Origin of the sequence: Geodermatophilus chilensis, assembly GCF_002802985.1 — a bacterium.
Taxonomy (GTDB): Bacteria; Actinomycetota; Actinomycetes; order Mycobacteriales; family Geodermatophilaceae; genus Geodermatophilus; species Geodermatophilus chilensis.
Map to the genome: position 1 here is coordinate 1 of NZ_NVPT01000045.1, position 23,352 is coordinate 23,352.

The 23,352-nt window shown below is 73.3% G+C and carries 19 protein-coding genes; 15 read left to right on the top strand and 4 right to left on the bottom strand.

Translation table 11 applies throughout. The features are described 5' to 3' along the window. Positions 1-118: 118 nt before the first annotated feature. Positions 119-583 (bottom strand): GNAT family N-acetyltransferase, encoded by a 465-nt coding sequence (locus CNO22_RS09710; protein ID WP_157936876.1) that lies wholly within the window; start codon positions 581-583, stop codon positions 119-121. Then, positions 580-1,596: a PfkB family carbohydrate kinase gene (locus CNO22_RS09715; protein WP_100499175.1), complete on the bottom strand. Its 1,017-nt coding sequence runs from the start codon at positions 1,594-1,596 to the stop codon at positions 580-582. The genes CNO22_RS09710 and CNO22_RS09715 overlap by 4 nt, the downstream gene beginning before the upstream one ends. Before the next feature lie 145 nt (positions 1,597-1,741). Between CNO22_RS09715 and CNO22_RS09720 the strand changes: the two genes are divergently transcribed. Continuing rightward, a complete protein-coding gene (locus CNO22_RS09720; RefSeq protein ID WP_100499176.1) occupies positions 1,742-2,578 on the top strand; it encodes a PspA/IM30 family protein in 837 nt (278 codons plus the stop codon). Between the two features lie 197 nt (positions 2,579-2,775). Here CNO22_RS09720 and CNO22_RS09725 read toward each other — a convergent pair whose 3' ends face one another. After that, positions 2,776-3,630, bottom strand: a complete 855-nt coding sequence (locus CNO22_RS09725) for a DNA-formamidopyrimidine glycosylase family protein (protein WP_100499177.1) — start codon at positions 3,628-3,630, stop codon at positions 2,776-2,778. A gap of 99 nt (positions 3,631-3,729) precedes the next feature. Between CNO22_RS09725 and CNO22_RS09730 the strand changes: the two genes are divergently transcribed. After that, complete coding sequence (locus CNO22_RS09730; RefSeq protein WP_100499178.1) at positions 3,730-4,326, top strand: antibiotic biosynthesis monooxygenase; 597 nt, start codon at positions 3,730-3,732, stop codon at positions 4,324-4,326. 169 nt (positions 4,327-4,495) lie between these two features. Here CNO22_RS09730 and CNO22_RS09735 read toward each other — a convergent pair whose 3' ends face one another. After that, entirely contained in the window at positions 4,496-9,100 is a 4,605-nt protein-coding gene (locus tag CNO22_RS09735; protein ID WP_100499179.1) for an ATP-dependent helicase, read from the bottom strand. A 509-nt stretch (positions 9,101-9,609) separates the two neighbouring features. Between CNO22_RS09735 and CNO22_RS09740 the strand changes: the two genes are divergently transcribed. The 13 genes from CNO22_RS09740 to CNO22_RS09800 all read left to right on the top strand — a co-directional run bounded on the left by CNO22_RS09740 (position 9,610) and on the right by CNO22_RS09800 (position 23,341). Then, positions 9,610-10,296 (top strand): GntR family transcriptional regulator, encoded by a 687-nt coding sequence (locus tag CNO22_RS09740; RefSeq protein ID WP_100499180.1) that lies wholly within the window; start codon positions 9,610-9,612, stop codon positions 10,294-10,296. A 65-nt stretch (positions 10,297-10,361) separates the two neighbouring features. Beyond that, positions 10,362-11,969 (top strand): ABC transporter substrate-binding protein, encoded by a 1,608-nt coding sequence (locus CNO22_RS09745; RefSeq protein ID WP_100499181.1) that lies wholly within the window; start codon positions 10,362-10,364, stop codon positions 11,967-11,969. Between the two features lie 33 nt (positions 11,970-12,002). After that, positions 12,003-12,959, top strand: a complete 957-nt coding sequence (locus CNO22_RS09750; RefSeq protein WP_100499182.1) for an ABC transporter permease — start codon at positions 12,003-12,005, stop codon at positions 12,957-12,959. 80 nt (positions 12,960-13,039) lie between these two features. Continuing rightward, complete coding sequence (locus CNO22_RS09755; RefSeq protein WP_198588214.1) at positions 13,040-13,852, top strand: ABC transporter permease; 813 nt, start codon at positions 13,040-13,042, stop codon at positions 13,850-13,852. Beyond that, the gene (locus CNO22_RS09760; protein WP_100499183.1) at positions 13,849-14,874 is read left to right on the top strand and encodes an ABC transporter ATP-binding protein; all 1,026 of its coding nucleotides are present in this window, start codon (positions 13,849-13,851) and stop codon (positions 14,872-14,874) included. Before CNO22_RS09755 ends, CNO22_RS09760 begins: the two co-directional genes overlap by 4 nt. After that, positions 14,871-15,947, top strand: a complete 1,077-nt coding sequence (locus CNO22_RS09765) for an ABC transporter ATP-binding protein (protein WP_100499184.1) — start codon at positions 14,871-14,873, stop codon at positions 15,945-15,947. Before CNO22_RS09760 ends, CNO22_RS09765 begins: the two co-directional genes overlap by 4 nt. 72 nt (positions 15,948-16,019) lie before the next feature. After that, a complete protein-coding gene (locus tag CNO22_RS09770; RefSeq protein WP_232806925.1) occupies positions 16,020-17,810 on the top strand; it encodes a gamma-glutamyltransferase family protein in 1,791 nt (596 codons plus the stop codon). Between the two features lie 16 nt (positions 17,811-17,826). Next, positions 17,827-18,564 (top strand): sulfite exporter TauE/SafE family protein, encoded by a 738-nt coding sequence (locus CNO22_RS09775; RefSeq protein WP_100499185.1) that lies wholly within the window; start codon positions 17,827-17,829, stop codon positions 18,562-18,564. Between the two features lie 101 nt (positions 18,565-18,665). Beyond that, a complete protein-coding gene (locus tag CNO22_RS09780; RefSeq protein WP_100499186.1) occupies positions 18,666-19,811 on the top strand; it encodes an acyl-CoA dehydrogenase family protein in 1,146 nt (381 codons plus the stop codon). A 12-nt stretch (positions 19,812-19,823) separates the two neighbouring features. Then, entirely contained in the window at positions 19,824-21,101 is a 1,278-nt protein-coding gene (locus tag CNO22_RS09785; protein WP_100499187.1) for an MFS transporter, read from the top strand. A 156-nt stretch (positions 21,102-21,257) separates the two neighbouring features. Further along, positions 21,258-21,452: a DUF3046 domain-containing protein gene (locus CNO22_RS09790; protein WP_198588215.1), complete on the top strand. Its 195-nt coding sequence runs from the start codon at positions 21,258-21,260 to the stop codon at positions 21,450-21,452. A gap of 186 nt (positions 21,453-21,638) precedes the next feature. Continuing rightward, positions 21,639-22,673 carry a recombinase RecA gene (recA, locus tag CNO22_RS09795; protein WP_100499200.1) on the top strand — a complete coding sequence of 345 codons (1,035 nt, stop codon included), beginning with the start codon at positions 21,639-21,641 and terminating at the stop codon, positions 22,671-22,673. 2 nt (positions 22,674-22,675) lie between these two features. Then, positions 22,676-23,341 carry a regulatory protein RecX gene (locus CNO22_RS09800; protein WP_100499189.1) on the top strand — a complete coding sequence of 222 codons (666 nt, stop codon included), beginning with the start codon at positions 22,676-22,678 and terminating at the stop codon, positions 23,339-23,341. The last annotated feature ends 11 nt before the right edge of the window (positions 23,342-23,352 follow it).

The following is a 23,352-nucleotide window of genomic DNA, read 5'->3' on the forward strand; positions in this document are numbered from 1 at the left end:
AGATTTGTATAAGGGACAGGCCCGGGACGGGGCCGCGGCGGGGCCCTGCAGGGGGGCCGCCGTCCTCCCCACCCCCCCCGCAAGCTCAGGGCGGCGCCCGGGACGGGGCCGGTACCCGCTAGCGAGTCAGGGACCGGGTGAGGACGAGGCGGTGCTCACCGGGTCCGTTCCGGTCCTGCGCGAGGTGCGCGCTGGCGCCGAGCGCGGTGTGGAAGGCCACCGCGGCGGTGTTCTCCGGTCGGGTGACCGCCTGCACCACGCGCGCCCCGGTGGTGAGAGCCAGGTCGTCGAACCAACGCACCAGCCGGCGGCCCAGCCCGGTGCGGCGCCGGTCGTCGCGCACGGCCAGCAGGTGCAGGTAGGCCAGCCGGTCGGCGGTCACCACACCGAGCAGGTAGCCGACGTCCTCCCCGCCGGCGCTGCGGGCCAGCGCGCCGAAGCCGCCGAACTGGTCGAACCAGACCGGGTGGTGCAGCGGCCGGGTGTCGACGTCCCAGAACCGGTCGTGTGCCACCAGGAGGCGGGCGCGGACGACGGTGGCCGACAGCTCGGCGAACCCGACCAGCGCGACGTCGTCGGTCACCGGCGGGCCGCCACCAGCTCGTCGCGGGTCGGCGGGTCGGCGCCCTCGCGAGTGCAGTTCAGCGCGGCGACCAGCGCGGCGTCGTCGACGATCGGCAGCAGCTCCTCGTCGGGCAGCCGCTCGAGCGCCGCCCGTGTGGTGACCCCCGCCGCGAGCAGGCCGGCGAACAGCCCCGCGGCCAGCGAGTCACCGGCGCCGACGGTGTCGGCCACGGTCACCCGCGGGGGCTCGCGGTGCACCAGCTCGCGGCCGGGCCGGGCGATGCGCAGCGGCGCCCCGCCGTCGGTGAGCAGGACCAGAGCGATGCCCCGATCGGCCCAGCGCAGGGCCGTCGCGTCGAGGTCGTCGGCGGCGTCGGGCTCGAGCCAGGCAAGGTCCTCGGCGCTGACCTTGACGATGTCGGCGCGGGACAGCAGCCGCTCGAGGCGGGCGCGCACCGACTCCGGGGAGTTGCCCAGCGCCGCCCCGACCGGGCCGTCGGCCAGCATCGGGCGGATGTTGGGGTCGACGCTGACCAGCGCCCGGCCGTCGGCGGCGACCTGCTCCACCAGCCGGGCGATCGCCTCGCTGCCCGGCGGGGTCCAGCTGGAGATGGAGCCGACGTGCAGGATCGCCGTCCCGGCCGGCAGGACGGCGGCGAGCTCCTCGTCGGTCCACTGCCAGTCGGCGGCGCCCTGCACGTGGAAGCCGTAGTCCGGGGAGCCGTCGGGGCCCAGTCCCACGACCGCCAGGCTGACCGGCTCGGTGGCCGGGACGAACCCGCCGAGGTCGACGCCGGACAGCTCGACGTGCCGCCGCAGGCCCGCGGCCAGCGGCCCGGTGCCCAGCCGGGCGAGCAGCCGCACGGGGACGTCGAGGCGGCCGGCGGCGACCGCGACGTTGAGGGCGTTGCCGCCGGGGCGGGCGACGTAGTGGGGGGTGGTGCCGTGCGGGCCGGCGCCGGCCGCGGCGTCGGGCAGCATGTCGACGACGAGTTCACCGAGGACGCTCAGCACCGGGCGGTCGCTGGTCACGTCCGCGACCCTAGCGATCCGGACGCCACCGCACCTCGCCGCTGGCTCGTGCGCGGGCGTACCTGGGACGATGGCGTGGACGACGATCGCTGCGGTGCGCCGGACGGGTAGGCCCTGGCGGACGACCGCACGAGCAGGAGGACCGATGCCCAACCCGTTCGTGAAGCTGTGGAAGTACCTCACGGCCTCCGCCAACGCCAAGATCGACGAGAAGGCCGACCCGAAGATCCAGATCCAGCAGGCGATCGAGGCCGAGCAGCAGCGGCACCAGGCGCTGGCCAACCAGGCCGCCGCGGTGCTGGGCAACCAGCGTCAGCTGGAGATGCGGCTCAACCGGCAGCTCGGCGAGGTGGAGAAGCTGCAGGCCTCCGCGCGGCAGGCGCTGGTGCTCGCCGATCAGACGCGCGCCGGCGGGGACGCGGCCAAGGCGGCAGAGTATGAGAACGCCGCGCAGGCCTTCGCCACCCAGCTGGTCGCCGCCGAGCAGGCGATGGAGGACCTCAAGCGCAGCCACGACGAGGCGCTGCAGGCCGCCGAGCAGGCGCGCGGCGCGGTCGAGCAGAGCCGCATGCGGCTGCAGACGACGCTGGCCGAGCGCACCAAGCTGATGAGCCAGCTCGAGCAGGCCAAGATGCAGGAACACGTGGCCGCCTCGCTCAAGCAGGTCAACGAGCTCTCCGCGCCGGGCAACACGCCGAGCCTGTCGGAGGTGCGGGACAAGATCGAAGCGCGGTACGCCAACGCCCTCGGCCAGGCCGAGCTGGCGCAGACGTCGGTCGAGGGGCGGATGCTCGAGGTGCAGAAGGCGACCCTCGACGTCGCCGGTGCCTCGCGGCTGGACCAGATCCGCGCCTCCATGGGGCAGCCGGCGGTCACCGGCCAGAACGCCGCCCCGGCGCTGGAGGGGGGCGCCCCCTCGGTGCCGACGTCCACCACGCAGCAGCCGGCGGCCCGGCCCGTGGACCGCGACCAGCAGGCCTGACCTGGCCCCTCCTCGGCGTCCCCGAGCCTCGGCGGCCCCGTCCCGGGGCCCGTCCCGAGCCTGCGAGGGGTGGGGAGGACGGGGTCCTCTTTCCAGGAGGGGGTCCTCCCTCGGGAGCCGGCCCGGCCTGCGCTGGGCCGGACCCGTCACTGTTCGGGAGCCCTCGGCCCCCGCTCGTCGCGACGAGCGGGGGCCGCTCAGTGGGCGCCGGGCAGCGGCGGCGGGTGGTCGGGCTCGCCGGTACGGGCGTTCGGGTCGACGGGGGCGTCGGTGGCCTGGCAGGTGGGGCACCAGTAGGTGATCCGCTCCTGCAGGTCCGGACCCTGGTCACCGCGCAGGATCGGCGTGCCGCAGCGCAGGCAGGGGCGGTCCTTGCGGCCGTAGACCCAGTGGTCGCGGCCGCGGCGCAGGTCGCCGGTGGTGCTCTGCTCCGGGCGGTCGCGGTTGGCCAGCATCAGCGTGCGCGTCCGCTCGACCAGCCCGGGGAGGTCCTCGACGTCGGCGACCCGGGCCCACGGGTGCACGCCGCTGAGGAACAGGCCCTCGACCTTGTAGAGGTTGCCGGGCCCGCACAGGTTGCGCTGGTCGAGGATGGCGACGCCGATCTGCTCGTCGGGGTGCGACCGCAGCCGGCGCAGCGCCTCGTCGAGGTCCCAGTCGGGGCCGAGCACGTCGGGGCCGAGGTGGCCGACCAGTTGGTCCTCGTGCTCGGTGCGCACCATGGCGACGTCGTGCAGCCGGTAGCCCACGCACTCCCACTGGTCGGTGGCGAGGACGGCGCGGATGGCGAAGGCCGGACCGCCGCGCCACCGCGTGCCGTGCCGGTAGATGTGCCAGCTGCCGTCCAGCCGGTAGTGGGTGCGCAGCGTCCAGCCGTCGGTGAAGCGGGTGAGCATGTGCTTGCCGCGCGGGACGACCTCGGAGACGGTGCGGCCGGCGAGGTCGGTGGCGGCCAGTTGGGGCACGCGCAGCTCGCCGCGGCACAGGGTGGCCCCGGCGAGGGCGGTGTGCATCCGCTTCGCCGCCAGCCAGACGGTGTCTCCCTCGGGCACGGGCTCCAGTGTCCCCCGGTCGCATCCGCCCTGCTCGGACGCGGTACAGGTCACGCCCGCAGCGGGAAGGCGCGGGTCCGTCCGGTCGCTGAGCCTCGCGTGCAGCGACGCGATCGATCGACGAGCGCCCGGATCACGGCGCCGGAGGCGGTGGTCGCCGCCGCCGAGCCGGTGACGGTCACCGTCGCCCGCGACGTGCGGGCCGACCAGCGCGAGGCCTTCGAGCGGTGGGCCGCCGAGGCGCTGGACCTGGCCGCCCGGTTCCCGGGCAACCTGGGCACCAGCCTCCTGCGTCCGGGGCCGGGCTCGACCCGGTACCACCTGGTCTACCGGTTCGCTGACGGCGAGTCGCTGGCGCGCTGGGAGCGCTCGACCGAGCGGCAGGCCGCGCTGCAGCGCGCCGAGCACCTGACCGACCGGGTTGACTACGCGCACGTGGCCGGCCTGGACAGCTTCTTCACGGCCCTGAGGCCGTCCCGTCCGGGACCCCGCTGGCGGCTGACGGTCCTCACCGTGGCTGCCGTCTTCGCCATCACGCTGGCCTTCCAGCTGCTGGTCGCCCCGCACGTGTCCTGGTGGCCGCTGCCGGTGCGGCTGCTGCTGTCGGCGGTCGTCGTGGTCGTGCTGCTCGGCTACGTCGTCATGCCGGCGCTGTCGCGGCTGTTCCGCCGCTGGCTGCACCCGTCCCGCGACTGAAGAATGACCTCCCTGCCCCCGCCACGCGCAGGCTCGCGGCGGGACCCTGCAGGGAGGCCGCGCCCCTCCTGCCCACTACTCGGAGAAGGACCCCGTCGGCCCCACCCTCGCCGGCTCAGGGCGGGCCCGGGACGGGGCCGGCGGTGCCCTGGAGGGGGCCGCGCCCTGCTCAGGCGCGCACGCGCAGACCCCGCGGCGTGGCGGCGAAGCCCGCCGACTGCAGTGCGGCCGACAGCGGCGTCGACTCGTGCACCGAGGCGCCGTCGGCCTTCTGCACCACCATCCGGCCGAGCGCGCCCGCTGCGACCGCCCCGGACAGCGCCGTCGCGGCCTCCTTGAGGGTGGTCTCGTCCTCGGTCCAGGACAGCAGCGTCTTGCCACCCCGCTCGACGTAGAGCACCAGCTCGCCGTCGACCAGCACGACCAGCGCACCCGCCTTGCGCCCGGCCCGGTGCCCGGCGCTGCGCCGTCCGCCGCCGGTGCCCTCACCGACGTCGACGGCGCCACCCGGGTCGCCGTCCCCCTCGCCGGTCGCACCGGGGCGGTTGGGCCAGGGCAGGGCCGCACCGTAGACGTTGGCCGGGTCGGTCGCCGCCAGCACCACCGCGCCGCCGGGCACCCGGTCGGGCGAGGCGAAGCTGCGCAGCCGGTCGACCGACCCCGGCGTGCCGAACTGGGCGGCGCCGAGGGTCTCCACGAAGTAGCCGCGCCGGGCCCGGCCGTTCTCCTCGAAGGCCCGCAGGACCGGGTACACCGCCGAGAAGCCGCCGCTGACCTGCTCGGCCACCACCGCGCCGCGGGTGAGCACGCCGTGCCGCTCGAGCAGCGCCTCGGCGCGGGCCGTCGTCCGCTTGGTGGGGTTGGCCTCCCGGTCGGGCAGCCGGGACCACCGGCCGGCCATCGTGGGCGGTCCGCTGCGCGTCGGCATCGCCGGCCGGCCCAGCCGGGTGCGGCCGTAGCGGCTGCGGTCCAGCCGTGCCCGGGGTGGGGCGGGCTGGCGCTTGTGCGTGCCGCCACCGGGCAACCGGGTGCGCAGCGGCGCCAGGGTGTCGTTGGTCAGCACGCCGGCCCAGACCAGGTCCCACACGAGATCAGCGAACGCGGCGTCGTCGGTGGAGCCGGCGAGGTCGGACAGCCCCCGGAAGAACAGCGCCTGCCCGCCGGCCAGGTGGTCGAGCACCGTGGCGGCTGCCTCGGGCAGCTCCAGCGGCTCGGGCAGCAGCAGCGGGGCGAGGTCGGCCGGGACCAGGCTGACCCAGCCGTCGCCGCCGGGCAGCCCGCCGGCACCGGCCCACAGCACCTCACCGGCGCTGGTCAGCTCGTCGAGCATCGCGGGGGAGTAGTCCCGCACCCGGGCCGGCAGCACCAGCGACTCCAGCGCACTCGCCGGGACGAGCGCCCCGGCCAGCTGCTCGACGACCGCCAGCACGCCGTCCGGCCCGCGCATCCGGCTGCCCACCGACTGCCAGGAGGGGGTGAACCGCGCCAGCGTGTCGACCGGCACCGGTTCCACCTCCTGGCGCAGTCGGGCCAGGCTGCGCCGGCGGACCGACCGCAGCACGTCGGCGTCGCACCACTCCTGGCCGGTGCCGCCGGGCCGGAACTCCCCGGTGACCAGCCGGCCGGTGCCGACGAGCCGCTGCACCGTCGCGGTCACCACCGCGACGCCCAGTCCCAGCCGCTCGGCCACCTCCCCGGGCTGGAACGGGCCGTGGGTGCGGGCGTAGCGGCCGACCAGGTCGCCCAGCGGGTCGGGGACCGGCTCGGTGAACACCTCGGGCACCCCGACCGGCAGCGCGGTGCCCAGCGCGTCGCGCAGCCGGCCGGCGTCCTCGATGGCCACGTACCGCTCCTCGCCGGCGATGCGCACCACCAGCGCACGGCGGGCGGCCACCAGCTCGTCGAGCCACTCCTGGCCCACACCGCGGGCGGCGGCCTGGGCGACGGTGAGGTCGCCGACGATGCGCAGCAGGTCCGCCGCGCCGTCGGGGTCGCGGGGGTGGCGGACGACGGGCAGGCGCTGCAGCTCGGCCTCGATCTCGGTCAGCGCCTCGGCGTCGAGCAGTTCGCGCAGCTCGGAGCGGCCGAGCAGCTCGGCGAGCAGCCCGGTGTCGAGGGCCAGCGCCTGCGCCCGGCGCTCGGCCAGCGGGGCGTCGCCCTCGTAGAGGAACTGCCCGACGTAGCCGAACAGCAGTGACTGGGCGAAGGGGGAGGCCGCCTGGGTCTGCACGTCGACCACCCGCACCCGCCGGGAGCGGACGTCGCGCATCAGCTCGACCAGACCGGGCACGTCGTAGACGTCCTGCAGCACCTCGCGGGCGGCCTCGAGCGTGATCGGGAAGCTGGAGAACTCGCTGGCCACCGAGAGCAGCTGGGCGGCCCGCTGCCGCTGCTGCCACAGCGGCGTGCGCCGGCGCGGGTCGCGGCGGGGGAGCAGCAGCGCCCGCGCCGCGCACTCCCGGAACCGGCTGGCGAACAGCGCCGAGCTGCCGACCTCGGCGGTCACCTCCCGCTCGACGTCGTCCGGGTCCAGGACGGCGAGGTCGGCCTCCGGCGGCTCCCCGGTCGTGTCGGGCAGCCGCAGCACGATGCCGTCGTCGGAGTGCATCGAGGCGACGTCGACGCCGTAGCGCTCGCGCAGCCGCGCCGCGAGGACCAGCGCCCACGGCGCGTTGACCTGCGCGCCGAAGGGAGAGTGCACGACCAGCCGCCAGTCGCCGAGCTCGTCGCGGAAGCGCTCGACCAGCAGCGTGCGGTCGTCGGGTAGGTGACCGGTGGCCGCCTTCTGCTCGGCGAGGTAGGACAGCAGGTTGGCCGCGCCCCACTCGTCGAGGCCGGCGGCGCGGGCGCGGTCGAGCCCGGCCTGGGGTGTCGCGGTGCCGACCTCGCGGAGGAAGGCGCCCAGCGCGCGGCCGAGCTCCAGTGGGCGGCCGGGGGCGTCGCCGTGCCAGAACGGCATCTTCCCGGGCTGGCCGGGAGCCGGGCTGACCAGCACGCGGTCGTGGGTGATCTCCTCGATCCGCCAGGAGGAGGACCCGAGCAGGAAGACGTCGCCCACCCGCGACTCGTAGACCATCTCCTCGTCCAGCTCGCCCACGCGCCGGCCGCCGCGGCTGTCCTCGCCGCCGACGAGGAAGACCCCGAACAGGCCGCGGTCGGGGATGGTGCCGCCGCTGGTGACCGCCAGCCGCTGCGCGCCACCCCGAGGGGTGAGGGTGTCGGTGACCCGGTCCCAGGTCAGCCGGGGCCGCAGCTCGGCGAAGGCGTCGGAGGGGTAGCGGCCGGCCAGCATGTCGAGCACCGCGTGCAGCGCGGAGTCCGGCAGCGAGGCGAACGGCGCCGACCGGCGGACCAGCGCCGCCACCTCGTCGACCGTGCGCGGCCGCTCGGAGACGATCGCGACCACCTGCTGGGCCAGCACGTCGAGTGGGTTGCGCAGGTAGCGGATCGACTCGATGGCGCCGGACTTCATCCGCTCGGCGACCAGCGCGCACTGCACCAGGTCGCCGCGGTACTTGGGGAACAGGACGCCGCGGCTGACCGCACCCACCTGGTGGCCGGCGCGCCCGACCCGCTGCAGACCGGAGGCGACCGTGGGCGGCGCCTCGACCTGCACCACCAGGTCGACCGCGCCCATGTCGATGCCCAGCTCGAGGCTGGAGGTGGCCACCACGGCCGGCAGCCGGCCGGACTTCAGCGCCTCCTCCACGACCGCCCGCTGCTCGCGGGAGACCGAGCCGTGGTGGGCGGCGGCGACCGGCTGCACGCCCTCGGGCACCCGGCCCCCGGACCCGGCCTGCGCCATGAGCGCCGCCGCGTTGGTGCCGGGCGGGACGGGCTCCCCGGTCGCCCGCTCGTAGGCCAGCTCGTTGAGCCGGCTGGTCAGCCGCTCGGCCAGCCGCCGCGAGTTGGCGAAGACGATCGTGCTGCGGTGGGCCTCCACGAGGTCGAGCACCCGTTCCTCGACCGCCGGCCAGATCGACGTCCGTGGCTGGTCGCCCGCCGCCGAGCCGTCGAGCTCACCGGTGGGCTGGCCCAGCGAGCTCATGTCCTCGACCGGGACGACGACCGAGAGGTCCCACTCCTTGGCCGACCCGGGCGCGACCACCTCCACCGGGCGGCCGCCAGCGAGGAAGGTGGCCACCTCCTCGACGGGGCGCACCGTCGCGGACAGGCCGATCCGCTGGGCCGGGCGCTCCAGCAGCTCGTCGAGCCGGTCGAGGGAGACGGCCAGGTGCGCGCCCCGCTTGGTGTCGGCGACCGCGTGCACCTCGTCGACGATCACCGTCTCGACGCCGCGCAGCGCCTCGCGGGCGGCGCTGGTGAGCAGGAGGAACAGCGACTCTGGCGTGGTGATGAGGATGTCGGTGGGCCGCCGGGCGAAGGCCCGCCGCTCCTCGGCCGGGGTGTCGCCGGAGCGGGTGCCCACCTGGATCTCGGGCCGCGGCAGGCCGAGCCGGGCCGCGGCCTGCCCGATGCCGGCCAGCGGGGCGCGCAGGTTGCGCTCGACGTCGACGGCCAGCGCCTTCAGCGGCGAGACGTAGAGGACCCGGCAGCGCGCCTGCTCGTCGGCCGGCGGCGGGGTGCTGGCCAGCCGGTCGAGCGACCACAGGAAGGCGGCCAGCGTCTTGCCCGAGCCGGTGGGGGCCACGACGAGGGCGTGCCCGCCGCTGCTGATGGCCTGCCAGGCACCCTCCTGCGCGGCGGTGGGCTCGGCGAAAGCACCGGTGAACCACGCCCGGGTGGGCTCGGAGAACCGGTCGAGGGCGGGCACGCCGTTCAGTGTCGTCCGCGGGGGACGACAGTGCGCTGGGTTGCGACCACGGGCAGGAAGGGACTCCGCCGAGCTCCTGCAGGCGCCCGGCTGGCGCCGCCCGGCCGACGGCTGCGCGATGCGTTGTCACCGCGGTCACCCACGTCACCGTTGTCCGGCCGCCAGGGGGTCTACCCCGCGCGAGACCGCGATCCGGAACCACGCGGCCGAACAGGCCGGTTCGGCGGGCAGCAGGGCGATGTGGGCCAGGCCGTCCCCGCAGAACGCCGGCGACAGTGCCTGGTCACGCCGGACCTGCCGGAATCGTGGATCGCCGGCGCATGCGGCCACTGCCCCCACGTCACCGTGGGCGCCTCCCACCCGGCGGCCGCACGGCTGTCGCTGATACCAAGGCGCCCCGAAGACCAGTCCTGGTGGTGCTGTCGAGGGGAACTCCGGGATCCACGTCACACCTTCCGGCATGCCCGCATTTTGTATACATTTCAGCGGCGCCAAAGGAAGGGTGAACTGTGACGATCGGAACGGCGCATCAACTCCTGCGCTCTCTGGTGTGCGAGGAACTTCGTCGGCTGGTGATCTCCGGCGAGCTCGCTCCGGGGACGCGCCTGGTCGAAGACCGACTCGCCGCTCGTCTCGGGGTCTCGCGCAACCCGGTCCGGGAGGCGCTGCAGACGCTGGCAAGCGAGGGCTTCGTGGAGATCCTCCCGCGACGCGGGGCTGTCGTCGCCGAGATAACGGCCGAGCAGGCCGAGGACCTCTTCGACGTACGGATGGCTCTCGAGTCGCTCGCAGCCCGTCTCGCGGCCCGGCGCGCGGACGCCACAGCAGTGGGTCGGCTACGCAGCGTGCTGGTCAAGGCCGGTCAGGCGACCGACGCCGGGGACTTCGACGCCCTCGCTGCGTGCAACACCGAGTTCCACCAGCTCGTCGTCGACATCAGCGGCAACGACTACCTCAGCCTGCTGGTCGCGCCGATGGCCGGCCGGGTGCAGTGGGTCTTCCGCCTGAGCGCTCCGACCCGAGCGCCGCACTCCTGGACCGAGCATGAGGAGTTGCTGCACGCGATCGCCGGCGGCGACGAGGAGTACGCCGAGTCAGTGGCCCGGGCCCACGTGGCGGCCGCTCGTGCCTCGTACCGCCAGTTGACCGGCGAGCGGTCGGTCCCGGGGTCACTCCACGCCGATACGGATGACTGAGAGCGCTTGTATACTGTCGACGACTCGTGTGACGATGGTCACCTCGTTCGGTCAGAGGAGGCCTGATGTCCCGTCGGCGCCGTGCCGCGCTCATGCCCGTCGCTCTCGCGAGCGTCACCCTTGTCGGCGCTTGCTCGGGGGGTGCCAACGCGCCCGGCGCCACAGGCGGTTCGGCGCTGGCCACCGGGGAGGCGAGGGCGGGCGGAGACCTCACCCTCGCACTCGCTGAGGATCCTGACGCGCTCGACCCCACGCTCGCACGCACGCTGGTCAGCCGCGAGGTCTTCGTCAACATGTGCGAGAAGCTCTACGACGTCGACGAGAGCCTCGAGCTCGTTCCGCAGCTCGCCGCGGAGCTGCCCGAGGTCTCAGGGGACGGCACGACCGTCACGATCAAGATCCGCGACGACGTGACCTTCAACGACGGCACCAAGATGGATGCGCAGGCGGTCAAGACCTCGCTCGACCGTCACCGCACCCTGGAGGGATCGGCCCGCAAGAGCGAGCTCTCGGCGGTGACGGCGGTCGACGTGGTAGACCCCTCCACCGTCACACTCACGCTCAGCGCGCCGTTCGCTCCGCTCACCGCTCAGCTCGCCGACCGGGCCGGCATGATCATGTCCCCGGTGCAGCTGGAGAAGCTGGGCGACCAGTTCGCCACCGATCCGGTCTGCGCCGGCCCCTTCGAGTTCGTCAGTCGCACACCGGGCAGCGAGATCGTGCTGAAGAAGTCGACCGACTACTACGACGCCGACAAGGTCAAGCTCGACGGCCTCTCCTTCACGATCATCACCGACGCCAACGTCCGGCAGGCGAACGTCAAGTCGGGCGACGTGCAGGTGGCCGAGCGCATCGCCGCGACCGACGTCGCAGCGCTCGAGAGCGATCCCGCGGTTCGCCTGATCGGCCAGGACTCCCTCGGCTACCAGGGGGTGACGATCAACGTCGGCAACGTCGCCGGGGTCGGCGAGCCGGCCGGCAAGGTCGACACCCCGCTCGGCGGGTCGCCGGACCTCCGCAAGGCGTTCGAGCTCTCCCTCGACCGCGAGGTCATCAACCAGGTGGTCTTCGCGGGCAAGAACAAGACAGGCTGCACGCCGCTGCCCCCCGCGAGCCCGTACTTCGACGAGTCCATCACCTGTTCGTCGCGGGACCTCGAGGAGGCCAAGAGGCTCGTCGCCGCGTCGGGGATCCCCACTCCCATCCCGGTCAGGTTGAGCGTCAGCACCAGCCCGGACAACCTCCGTCTGGGCCAGGTCATCCAGGGGCAGGCCAAGGAGGCCGGCTTCGACGTCAAGGTCGAGTCGAGCGAGTTCGCCTCCGCCCTGGACGCTGCCGACGCGGGGCAGTTCGACACGCTCCAGGTCGGCTGGTCGGGCCGAATCGACCCCGACGGCAACATGTACAACCACCTGCACAGCGGTGCGCCGCTCAACACCAGTGGCGAGTCCAACCCCGAGCTGGACGAGGCGCTGGACGCGGCGCGGCTGACCAGTGACGAGGGTGAGCGGAAGACGCTCTACACCCAGGCCATCGAGATCGTCAACGAGGATCGCCCGATCATCTACCTCTACCACCCGGTCAACTACCTGGCGACCGCCCCGGATGTCACCGGCGTCGCCTACTACGCCGACGGGCTCCCGAGGATGAAGACCGCCGGCTACGCCAACTGACGCGCAGCGGTAACGAGAGGGGCGCTGGCCCTCATGGGGTCCTACCTGGTCCGGCGGGTCGGCACGTCGGCGCTGGTGCTGCTCCTGGCCAGCATCGTGGTCTTCGTCGGCGTGCGGGCGCTGCCGGGTGATGCCGCCCTCGCCCTCGCCGGTGAGGAACGCGACCCGGCAGCGCTGGCGGAGATCCGCGAGAAGTACGGGCTCAACGACCCGATCGTGGTGCAGTACCTCCGCTATCTCGGCAACTCGCTGCAGGGCGACCTGGGCTTCTCCACGCGTACGGGTCTGGACGTCAGTCAGATCATCGTCGACCGGCTGCCCGTCACGCTGGAGCTCGCGCTCCTGTCGCTGCTGGTCGGACTGCTCATCGGGATTCCGGCGGGCATCGTCGCGGCGCTCAGGCGGGGGAGCTGGCCCGACAACGTGAGCAACGGTTTCGGCCTGCTCGGACTGTCCATCCCGAACTTCTGGCTCGGACTGGTGCTGATCCTCGTGGTCTCCGTGCAGCTGAGACTGTTGCCGGCGTCGGGGTACGTCCCGCTGCTCGAGAACCCGGTCCAGAACCTGCAGCGGATGGTCCTGCCCGCCATCGTTCTCGGGACGGGGCTCTCAGCGGTGCTGATGCGGCAGATGCGCTCGGCGATGCTGGAGACGATGTCGGCAGACTATGTGCGCACCGCCCGGTCCAAAGGCCTGTCCGAGAGGCAGGTGGTGCTGGTGCACGCGCTGCGCAACAGCCTGATCACCGTGGTGACGGTCCTCGGGCTGCAGCTCGGTGCCCTCATCTCCGGGGCGGTGATCACCGAGCAGATCTTCGTCATCCCCGGGTTCGGCAAGCTCATCGTCGACGGCGTGTTCACCCGCGACTATCCGGTCATCCAGGGTGTCGCTCTGGTGACCGTCTTCGGGTACGTCCTGGTGAACCTGCTCGTCGACCTGACGTACTCCTTCCTCAACCCCCGGATCCGTGTCAGCGGAGCCGCCTCGTGACCGTCGCCTCGGCCCCCATGGCCCAGCCGGGTCCCGCCCTGCCCGTACCACCACCGCCGCAGCGCCGAGGCCGGCGCCTGGTGAGACGGTTCCTCCGCCGGCGGCTGTCGGTCTTCGGGCTCGCCGTCCTCGTGCTCATCGTCGCTCTCGCGTTGTTCGCTCCGGTGTTCGGCGATCCGGGCGCCAACGACTTCGCCGCGGTCCTGCAGCCCCCGTCGGCGCAGCACCCGCTCGGCACCGACGACCTGGGGCGCGACACCCTCGCCCGCATCGCGCACGGCGCCCGGGTGTCGATGCAGGCCGGCGTCCTGGCCACGCTGCTCGCCATGGCGGTCGGCGTGCCGCTTGGACTGATCGCCGGCTACTACCGGGGCTGGGCCGACCTGGTGATCAGCCGGACCACCGACCTGCTGCTCGCCTTCCCGTTCCTGATCCTCGCGGTCGGACTGGCGGCCATCCTGGGGCCGTCCCTGCGCAACGTCGTCATCGCGCTCGGCATCAGCGCGCTGCCCAGTTTCATCCGCGTCACCCGCGGCGAGGTGCTCGGCCTTCGCGAACAGGACTACGTCGCCGGGGCGATCGCCGACGGCGCACGAGACGTGCGGATCCTGCGGCGTTACATCCTGCCCAACGCCATCAGCCCCCTGCTCGTGCAAGCGACCGTCACCATCCCGGAGGCCATCATCGGCGAGTCGGTGCTCTCCTTCCTCGGCCTGGGCGTGCAGCCGCCGACGCCGTCCTGGGGAACCATGCTCTCGGCCGCGCAGAGCTTCCTCAGCCAGGCGCCGCTGCTCGCGGTGTTCCCCGGCGTCGCCATCGCCCTTGCCGCCCTGTCGTTCAACCTCGTCGGTGACGGACTGCGCGACACCCTCGACCCGAAGGCGACGCGATGACGAGCTCTCTCGACCTGCCCGTGCAGGTAGGACCGGCGAACGACCCCCTGCTGAGCGTCGATGACCTGAGGGTCCGGTTCGCCAGCGAGGACGGCCCTGTGTACGCCGTCAACGGCGTGTCCTTCGAGCTCGGTGCCAGCGAGGTCCTCGCCATCGTGGGCGAGTCAGGCTGCGGCAAGTCGGTGACGGCCATGGCGATCCCCGGCCTGCTGCCTCCCACCGCGACGGTCGAAGGCAGCATCCGCCTCGCCGGCGTCGACCTGCTGTCGCTCAGCCCCAAGGAGCTGCGCGAGGTCCGGGGCAAGGACATCAGCTTCGTGTTCCAGGAACCGATGACCAGCCTCAACCCTGCCTTCACCGTCGGGCGGCAGATCCGTGAGGTCCTCCAGCGGCACGAGGGCCTGTCGAAGCGAGCCGCTCAGCAGCGCGCGGTCGAGCTGCTCGAACTCGTGCGCATCCCCGCACCGCAGCGCCGGGTGGACGAGTACCCGCACCAGCTGTCCGGGGGGATGCGGCAACGCGTCATGATCGCGATGGGCGTGGCATGCGGACCGAAGGTCCTCATCGCGGACGAGCCCACCACTGCCCTCGATGTCACGATCCAGGCCGGTGTCCTCGACATCATGCGCGACCTGCGCACCGAGCTCAGCACCGCGATCATCCTCATCACCCACGACCTCGGCGTCGTCGCCGACCTGGCCGACCGCGTCGTCGTGATGTACGCCGGCATGCCGGTGGAAGAGGCCGAGATCCACGAGCTGTTCGCGCATCCGCAGCATCCCTACACCAACGGCCTGCTCCGGGCGATCCCGCACCGGGAGAAGGGCGTCGAGGAGGTGGCCCGCAGCCGGCTCGCCGAGATCCCGGGGCTCGTGCCGTCGCTGCGGTCCGAGCCCGACCTGTGCCCGTTCGCACCGCGCTGCCCGCGCTCCACGGAGATCTGCGTGTCGCTACGCCCGCCGCTGGAGCCCACGAGACCGCACCACCCCACGGCCTGCTATCACCCCGGGGAGGACTCGTGACGGGCGCAGCCGCGCGGTATGACGGCCCCGTGCTGGAGGTCACCGACCTCGTCAAGCACTTCTCGACCGGATCGGGGGTCCGCAGCGGCTCGGGTGTCGTGCGCGCCGTGGACGGCGTCTCGTTCACCATCGGCCCGGGCGAGATCCTCGGTCTCGTCGGCGAGTCGGGCAGTGGCAAGTCGACGGTCGGCCGCTGCGTCACCCGCCTGGTCGAGCCGACGTCGGGCAGCATCAAGTTGCTCGGTACGGAGATCTCGCACCTGTCCCGGCGGGCGATGCGGCCGTTGCGCCGGCAGGTGCACATCGTCTTCCAGGACCCGTACTCCTCGCTGAACCCGCGACTGACCATCGGGCAGATCGTCGGCGAGCCGATGCGGCTGCACCGGACCGCATCCGGCAAGGAGCTGGACCGCCGGGTGGCGGAGATGCTCGAGAAGTGCGGGTTGCGGTCCGAGCTGCGTGATCGCTACCCGCACGAGCTGTCCGGCGGGCAGCGCCAGCGCGTCGGGCTGGCGCGTGCGCTGGCTCTCGAGCCGAGCCTGGTCATCGCCGACGAGCCGGTGTCCGCACTCGACGTGAGTGTCCAGGCCTCCATCCTCAACCTCATCACCGACCTGCAGCGTGACATGGGCTTCTCGTGCCTTTTCATCACGCACGACCTGTCGGTGGTCGAGTACATCAGCGACGAGATCGCCGTGATGTACCTCGGCAAGATCGTGGAGAAGACCTCACGGGAGCGGCTGTTCCGGGACCCGCAGATGCCGTACACGCAGTCACTGCTCACGGCCGCCCCCGTCCCCGACCCGGTGGTGCAGCGCGCCCGGACCCGTGTCGTGCTCCGCGGCGACATCCCCAGCCCGCTGGATCCGCCGTCGGGTTGTCCGTTCCACACCCGCTGCCCCGTCGCGGTCGACCGCTGCACCGTCGAGGTCCCGCCGCTGGTGGGCGTGACCTCCCCCGACCACCTTGTCGCGTGTCACCTCGTCGACCGCGACACCGGTGCACCGGATGTCCCTGCCGCGGCCGCCGCGCAGGGATCGGTGGAGACCGCCTTGCCGCACGGCGCCGTCTGAACCGGCAGTCCCACCAGATCGGCCTGGCCACGTCGCCGCCTGGCCGCGTACCCCGACGGGGAAGGAATCCTCATGATGTTCACGACCCGCCCCGAGCTGTCGGGCACCCACGGCATGGTGGCCTCGACGCACTGGCTCGCCAGCGCGGCCGGGATGGCCGTTCTCGAGCGCGGCGGGAACGCGGTCGACGCCGCGGTCGCCGCAGGCTTCCTGCTGCAGGTCGTCGAGCCCCATCTGAACGGTCCCGGCGGTGATGTTCCCATCCTGGTCGCGGACCCGGCCGGGCCGGTGCAGGTCTACTGCGGGCAGGGCCCCACTCCGTCCGCGGCCAGCATCGAGCGTTACCACGATCTCGGCCTCGATCTCGTCCCCGGCAGTGGTCTGCTGGCCGCGGTCGTTCCCGGCGCCTTCGGTGCCTGGACCCTCCTGCTCGAGCAGCACGGAACATGGCGGCTCCGCGACGTCCTCCAGCCCGCCATCGGCTATGCCGACACGGGGTTCCCGCTGCTACCGAGCACCGTGGCCACGATCCGGACGGTGGAGACGCTCTTCCGGGACCACTGGCCGACGTCGGCTGCCACGTACCTGACGTCCGGCGGCCCGCCGATGGCCGGGTCCCGCTTCCGCAACCCTGCGTTGGCCGACACGTACCGCCGCGTCCTGGCGGAGGCGGAGGCAGCGGCTCCTGGCCGCGAAGGCCAGCTGGTGGCCGCGCGCGAGGCCTTCTACCGCGGCTTCGTCGCCGAGGCGATGGCGCGGTGGTGCGCGACGCAGGAGGTGATGGACACGTCGGGACGACGCCACCGGGGGCTGCTCGAGGGCGACGATCTCGCGCGCTGGGAGCCGACCGTCGAGGAGCCGGTGTCGATCGACTACGCCGGCCTGACCATCTACAAGACCGGTCCCTGGGGTCAGGGGCCGGTGATGCTGCAGCAACTGCAGTTGCTGTCCGGCTTCGACCTGCAGGCCATGGGTCACCTGTCGGTCGACTGGATCCACACCGTCGTGGAGTGCGCGAAGCTCGCCTTCGCCGACCGGGAAGCCTGGTACGGCGACCCCGAACACGTCGATGTCCCGCTCGACGGGTTGCTGTCCGCGTCGTATGCCGACGAGCGGCGGGCGCTGGTGGACGAGGAAGCGTCCTACGACTTGCGCCCGGGAAGCCCGCACGGGCGCCCCCCACGGATGCCGGGCGGCATCGAGGGTGGCGGCGCCCGTCCGGCGGTGACCGCTGACGGTGCGGGCGAGCCCACGGTTCTCGGCGACGGGACCACCCGGGGCGACACCTGCCACGTCGATGTCGTCGACCGCAACGGGATGATGGTCTCGGCCACGCCCAGCGGCGGCTGGCTGCAGAGTTCGCCCGTGATCCCGGAGCTCGGCTTCTGCCTCGGTTCACGGGCACAGATGCTGTGGCTCGAGCCCGGCCTGCCGTCGTCGATGGCGGGGAACAAGCGCCCCCGCACCACGCTGAGCCCCTCGCTGGCGACCCGGGACGGCGTCCCCTACCTCGCCTTCGGAACACCGGGCGGTGACCAGCAGGACCAGTGGTCGCCGACGTTCCTGCTGGCGCACGTGCACGGCCGTCTGGACCTGCAGGCGGCCATCGACGCGCCGATGTTCCACACCAACCACTTCCCGAGTTCCTTCTACCCGCGCCAGGCGTCGCCGGGACAGCTCCTCACCGAGGGGCGCCTCCCCGCCGACGTCGTCGCCGGCCTGCGGGCCCGCGGACACGACGTGGACGTCGTCGGGGACTGGTCGCAGGGCCGCTTGTCGGCCGCCGGCCGCGACCCGGAGACGGGGTTCCTGAAGGCCGCCGCCAACCCGCGCGGCATGCAGGGCTACGCGGTCGGGAGGTGACGCCGAGACGGCGGGGCTGCTCGCCGGCGCGGGACTGCTCGCCGGTGGCGTGAACGCGGTCGCGGGCGGGGGCTCGCTGATCTCGTTCCCGGCGCTGCTCGCGGCTGGCTACCCGGCCGTCACGGCAAATGTGACGAACACCGTCGCACTGTTCCCCGGCTACGCCGGGAGTGTGGCGGGGGGCCGGCCCGAGCTCGAGGGGCAGGGCGCGCGGGTGCGGGCGGTCGGCGTGACCAGCATTGTCGGTGCCGTCGCCGGGTCCGTCCTCCTGCTGACGACCTCGAGCGAGGTGTTCCGCGCCGTCGTGCCGTTCCTCATCCTGCTGGCCTGCGCGCTGTTGATGCTCCAGCCCCGGCTGGCCCGCCTCGTCCAGCGCGGGACCGGCTCGCGGACCGCACATCGCTCACCGAACTTGCAGTTGAGTGTTCTGCTCGCCGCTGTCTACGGCGCCTACTTCGGGGCGGGCCTCGGCGTGCTGCTGCTCGGCGTCCTCGGGATCTTCCTGGCCGAACAGCTCCGCCACATCAATGCGCTGAAGAACTTCCTGTCCCTGCTCATCAACGCCGTTGCGCTCGTCGCCTTCGGCGTCTTCGGCCCGGTCGCATGGGAAGCCGTCCTCGTCGTCGCCGCAGCCTCGCTCGCCGGCGGCTACCTCGGCGCTCGGACAGCGCGGCGCATTCCCTCGTCGCTGCTGCGTGCCGCGGTGGTGGCATACGGCGTCGTCGTCTCCGTCATACTCCTGGTCGACGGTTGAGCCCGTCCTTGTCCACCGTCGACGGCCTCGTGCAGGGGAGGCGCGGTGGGTACGGGTTCTGAACGCCCGGCGACGTCGGCACCTCGGGCAGACTGACCGCCATGCGCCGTTCCCTGTACGAAGCCGAGCACGAGGACTTCCGGGAGACGGTCCGCGCGTGGGCCGGGAAGAACGTCGTCCCCTTCCACGACCAGTGGGAGCGCGACGGCATCGTGCCGCGCGAGGTCTGGACCTCGGCGGGCGCGCAGGGCCTGCTCGGCACCGACATGGAGGAGCGCTTCGGCGGCGGGGGCGTGCGCGACTTCCGCTTCCAGGCGGTCCTCGACGAGGAGGTCATGCGGATCGGCGCCACCGGCCTGGGCTTCGGCCTGCACAACGACGTCGCCGGGCCCTACCTGCGCGACCTGGCCACCGAGGAGCAGAAGCAGCGCTGGCTGCCCGGCTTCTGCAGCGGCGAGCTGATCACCGCCATCGCGATGACCGAGCCGGCCGCCGGCAGCGACCTGCAGGGTCTCCGCACGACGGCCCGGCGGGACGGCGACGGCTGGCTGCTGACCGGTTCGAAGACCTTCATCACCAACGGGATCAACGCCGACCTGGTCATCGTCGTGGCCCGCACCGATCCCGACGCCCCGGGTTCGCGCGGTCTGAGCCTCCTGGTGGTCGAGCGCGACATGCCCGGGTTCACCCGCGGGCGGAACCTGGCCAAGGTCGGCCTCAAGGCCCAGGACACCGCCGAGCTGTTCTTCGACGAGGTGCGCGTGCCGGCGGAGAACCTGCTCGGCACCGAGAACCGCGGCTTCGCGCACCTGATGGAGAATCTGCCGCAGGAACGGCTGTCGATCGCCGTCGGCGCGGTGGCCGCGGCCGAGACGGTCCTGGCGCAGACCGTCGAGTACGTCACCGGGCGCACCGCCTTCGGCCGGCCGGTGGGCAGCTTCCAGAACAGCCGCTTCGTCCTGGCCGAGCTGCAGACCGAGGTCACCATCGCCCGCACCTTCGTCGACGAGTGCGTGCGGCAGCTCGCCCGCGGCGAGCTCACCCCGGTCGACGCGGCGATGGCCAAGTACTGGACCACGGAGCTGCAGAACAAGGTGGCCGACCGCTGCCTGCAGCTGCACGGCGGCTACGGCTACATGGACGAGTACCCCGTCTCCAAGGCCTGGCGCGACGCGCGCATCCAGCCCATCTACGGCGGCACGAACGAGATCATGCGCGAGATCGTCGGCCGTTCCATGGGTCTCTAGAGCGGCCCGGCCGTGACCCCGCAGACCTCGGTGCTGGACCCGGCCGCCGTCCAGCGGCGCACCCTCGGCGTGCTCGGCGGGGCCGTGGCGCTCAGCGGTCTGGGGGTGACCGTCGGCATCACCGTCGGCGGGCTGCTGGCCCGCGACGTGGCCGGCTCCGACACCGCGGCCGGGCTCGGCACGACCGCCGGCGTGCTCGGCGCCGCGGTCGTCGCCGTCCCGCTGGCCCGGGTCAGCGACCGCGCGGGCCGGCGGGCGGGCCTGGCGGCGGGGTACGCGGTCGCCGTCCTCGGTTCCCTGGTGACGGTCGTCGCCGCGGTCGTCTCCTCGCTGCCACTGCTGCTCGTGGGCCTGTTCGCCTTCGGCGCCGCCACCGCGTGCGGGCTGCAGGCGCGCTACGCCGCCGCGGACCTGGCCGTCCCGGAGCGCCGCGGGAGGGCGTTGTCCCTGGTGGTGTGGGCGACCACGGTCGGCTCGGTGCTCGGCCCGAACCTCGCCGGCCCCGGGGAGGCGCTCGGCGACGCCCTCGGGCTGCCGCCCCTGACCGGCGCCTTCGCCGTCTCGGTGGCCGTCTTCGCCGTGGTGGCACTCGGCCTGCTGGCCCTCCTGCGACCGGACCCCCTGCTGCTCGCGCGGCAGCTGCGCGGCGCGGGGGCGGACGCCGCACGACCACGACGGGCCACCACGGAGGCCGTCCGCGCCGTGTGGGCCGACCCCCGCGGTCGGCTCGGGCTCACCGCGGTCGTGGTCTCCCACGCGGTGATGGTCGGCGTGATGGTGATGACGCCGGTGCACATGGGCCACGCCGGGGGGACGACGCTGCGCGTCATCGGTCTGGTGATCAGCGTGCACGTCGCCGGCATGTACCTGTTCTCCCCGCTGGTCGGGCTGCTGGCCGACCGGGCCGGCCGCCGGACGACGGTCGCGGTCGGCGCGGGCCTGCTGCTGACGGCGGCCGCGCTGGCGGGGACGGCGCCGTCCGGGGCGGCCCTGCAGCTGGGCGCCGGGCTCCTGCTGCTGGGCCTGGGCTGGTCCTGCGGGCTCATCGCCGGGTCCACGCTGGTCACCGAGTCGGTCGGCGAGGGACGGCGGCCTGCCGCGCAGGGCGGCACCGACCTGCTCATGGGGCTGGGCGCCGCCCTGGCCGGGATCGCCGGGGGGCCGCTGCTCGCCCTCGGCAGCTACGGGCTGGTCGCGACGGTCTCGGCCGCGCTCGTGGTCCCGCTGCTGGTCGTGTGGGTGCGCACCAGGGAGCGCGGGGCGGCGGTGCCGGCTCAGCGGCCCCGGTAGTTCCGCCAGAGCAGGACCAGGGAGGCCAGGAGGGCCAGCGCGATCCCGATCTCGAGGACGAGGTCCAGGGTGGCCGAGCCGGTGCCGATCACCGCTCCAGCGTAGGAGCTCGGAGGGCCCGGCCGACCGCTCCGCCTGCGCGCTAGCGTCGGGGTCGTGCGACTGCAGGACTTCTGGGCCAGGCTCCGCGACCAGTTCGGCCCCATGCGGGCCGAGAGCGTGGCCCGCGACCACGTCTTCTCCTCGCTGGGCGGGCGCAGCGCCGTCGAGGCCATCGATGCCGGCCTGCCCGTGCGCCGCGTGTGGCTGGCGATCTGCGAGGAGTTCGACGTGCCGCACAAGGAACGCTGAGGCGCGGTCGCGGCGTGTCACGCTGGCAGTCGAACACACGTTCGGGCTAGATTGGTGGCGCAGTCCACAGGCCGGGCGTTCCTCCACAGGTCGGCCGGATCCCCGGAAGTGTCGGACCCCCGCTCTAGCGTCGACACCGACCCGCTCGAACACACACTGCACCGCGACTTCCCGAAGGTGAGCACCATGGCAACGCTCGACCGCGACAAGGCCCTCGACATGGCCCTCGCCCAGATCGACAAGCAGTTCGGCAAGGGCTCGGTCATGCGCCTGGGCGACAGCCCCGAGGTGGCGATGAAGGTCATCCCGACCGGCTCGATCGCCCTCGACATCGCTCTCGGCATCGGCGGCCTCCCGCGGGGCCGCGTCATCGAGGTGTACGGCCCCGAGGCCTCCGGCAAGACGACGGTCGCCCTGCACGCGGTGGCCAACGCCCAGGCCGCCGGCGGCATCGCGGCGTTCATCGACGCCGAGCACGCGCTCGACCCCGAGTACGCCCGGGCGATCGGCGTCGACACCGACGCCCTGCTGGTCAGCCAGCCCGACACCGGTGAGCAGGCACTGGAGATCGCCGACATGCTCATCCGCTCCGGCGCGCTCGACGTCATCGTCATCGACTCGGTCGCCGCGCTGGTGCCCCGCGCCGAGATCGAGGGCGAGATGGGCGACAGCCACGTCGGTCTGCAGGCCCGGCTGATGAGCCAGGCGCTCCGCAAGATCACCGGTGCGCTGAACAACTCCGGCACCACCGCGATCTTCATCAACCAGCTGCGCGAGAAGGTCGGCGTCGTCTACGGCTCGCCGGAGGTCACCACCGGTGGCCGCGCGCTGAAGTTCTACTCGTCGGTCCGGCTCGACGTCCGCCGCATCGAGACCCTCAAGCAGGGCACCGACGCGGTCGGCAGCCGGGTCCGCGTCAAGGTCGTCAAGAACAAGGTCGCAGCCCCCTTCAAGCAGGCCGAGCTGGATCTGATCTGGGGCACCGGCTTCAGCCGCGAGGGCGGGCTCATCGACGCCGGCGTCGAGCAGGGCTTCATCCGCAAGTCCGGCGCCTGGTACACGTACGAGGGCGACCAGCTCGGCCAGGGCAAGGAGAACGTCCGCACCTTCCTGCGCGACAACCCCGACCTCGCCGACGAGATCGAGAAGAAGGTCAAGGAGAAGCTCGGGATCGGCCCGCAGCTCGACGCGCCCGCCACGGTCGACCAGCCCGACTTCTGACGGTGGGCGGCTGGCCCGACGCCCGGGAGCGCTCCGCCCCCGGACGCCGACGCGGGCGGCGCTCCGGTCCGTCCCCTGACCCGGACGGTCCGGACGCCGCCCCGCCGGCCGGCGGCCCGCCTCCCGAGGACGACCCGGGCGACCCCGAGCAGGTCGCCCGGTCGATCTGCCTGCGGGCGCTGACCGGTGCCCCCAAGACCCGCCAGCAACTGGCCGACCTGCTGACCAGGCGCGGGATCCCCGACGACGCCGCCGAGGCCGTTCTCGACCGGTTCGACGAGGTCGGCCTGATCGACGACGCCGCCTTCGCCCGGGCCTGGGTGACCTCCCGTCAGGCCGGGCGAGGGCTGGCACGGCGCGCGCTCAAGGCGGAGCTGCGTGCCAAGGGTGTCGACGGCGAGGTCGCCGAGGAGGCGGTCGCGCTCGTCGACGACCAGGACGAGTGGGATGCGGCCCGGCGGCTGGTCCAGCGTCGACTGCCGGGCCTGCGGCGGGTCGACCGGATCACCGCCGAGCGGCGGCTGGTGGGGATGCTCGCCCGCAAGGGCTACGGCGCCGGGTTGGCCGGCTGGGTGGTCCGCGAGGCCCTCGACGAGGACCGGTCCGGCGAGGACGCCGAGGAGCCCGCGGTGCACCAGGAGCAGGGCCTCGACGCCTGGCTGCCCTGACGGAGCCGCCT

Bases quoted from the DNA above. Each gene is read 5' to 3' on its own strand.
- CNO22_RS09770 (WP_232806925.1), top strand. From the start codon at position 16,020: ATGATGTTCACGACCCGCCCCGAGCTGTCGGGCACCCACGGCATGGTG.
- CNO22_RS09760 (WP_100499183.1), top strand. From the start codon at position 13,849: ATGACGAGCTCTCTCGACCTGCCCGTGCAGGTAGGACCGGCGAACGAC.
- recA (WP_100499200.1), top strand. From the start codon at position 21,639: ATGGCAACGCTCGACCGCGACAAGGCCCTCGACATGGCCCTCGCCCAG.
- CNO22_RS09750 (WP_100499182.1), top strand. From the start codon at position 12,003: ATGGGGTCCTACCTGGTCCGGCGGGTCGGCACGTCGGCGCTGGTGCTG.
- CNO22_RS09720 (WP_100499176.1), top strand. From the start codon at position 1,742: ATGCCCAACCCGTTCGTGAAGCTGTGGAAGTACCTCACGGCCTCCGCC.
- CNO22_RS09745 (WP_100499181.1), top strand. From the start codon at position 10,362: ATGTCCCGTCGGCGCCGTGCCGCGCTCATGCCCGTCGCTCTCGCGAGC.
- CNO22_RS09780 (WP_100499186.1), top strand. From the start codon at position 18,666: ATGCGCCGTTCCCTGTACGAAGCCGAGCACGAGGACTTCCGGGAGACG.